Genomic DNA, 489 nt, shown 5'->3' on the forward strand with positions numbered 1-489 from the left:
CCATCAACATCTATTGCGGCTTGGCCAGTCACGACTTTCCCTGAACTCACCACGTTGCCGAGTACAGCGAGGCGGTGTTCCATTGCATGCTCAAGGCACATGCTATCGGCTTGGCATCTATCACGCTTAGAAAGCCATGAGCGCTGCGTTATAAGTAGCGTTTGCCGATCTCCGGACGCGAGACGCGCCTTCGCCGAAGAATATAGCGACGCTATAGCTTGATCTAGCTCGGCAAGACGCGCAGAAGAGCAAATCGTGAGTTCAGGGAAAGTCGTGACTGGCCAAGCCGCAATAGATGTTGATGGACCATCGAGCAGCGAGATCGACGTTGCTGCTCCGGGGAGTATTGCAGGTACCTGGGAGGGCGAGGCGATATGCCGTGCCGGTGATACATTTTTCGGGTTGCAAGTTGAAGACGTCCAATCACCGCGCATCACAGGCTTGCTGCAAGTTGCAGGTCCAGACGCTCTTGTGCGGGGGGTCTCTATG

Annotated in this window: 2 protein-coding genes; one reads left to right on the forward strand and one right to left on the reverse strand. The window is 55.4% G+C overall.

The genetic code is table 11. The annotated features are described in order from the left end of the window. Positions 1 to 374, reverse strand: a 374-nt coding sequence (locus A3722_RS25345; protein WP_443068785.1) for a lysozyme inhibitor LprI family protein, incomplete at its 3' end; no start/stop codon positions are given. Between A3722_RS25345 and A3722_RS24920 the strand changes: the two genes are divergently transcribed. Then, a partial coding sequence (locus A3722_RS24920; RefSeq protein ID WP_236627454.1) for a hypothetical protein occupies positions 274 to 489 on the forward strand: 216 nt, incomplete at its 3' end. The genes A3722_RS25345 and A3722_RS24920 overlap by 101 nt on opposite strands.

The sequence above is a fragment of the Sulfitobacter sp. HI0027 genome, from assembly GCF_001634775.1.
Lineage (GTDB): Bacteria > Pseudomonadota > Alphaproteobacteria > Rhodobacterales > Rhodobacteraceae > Sulfitobacter.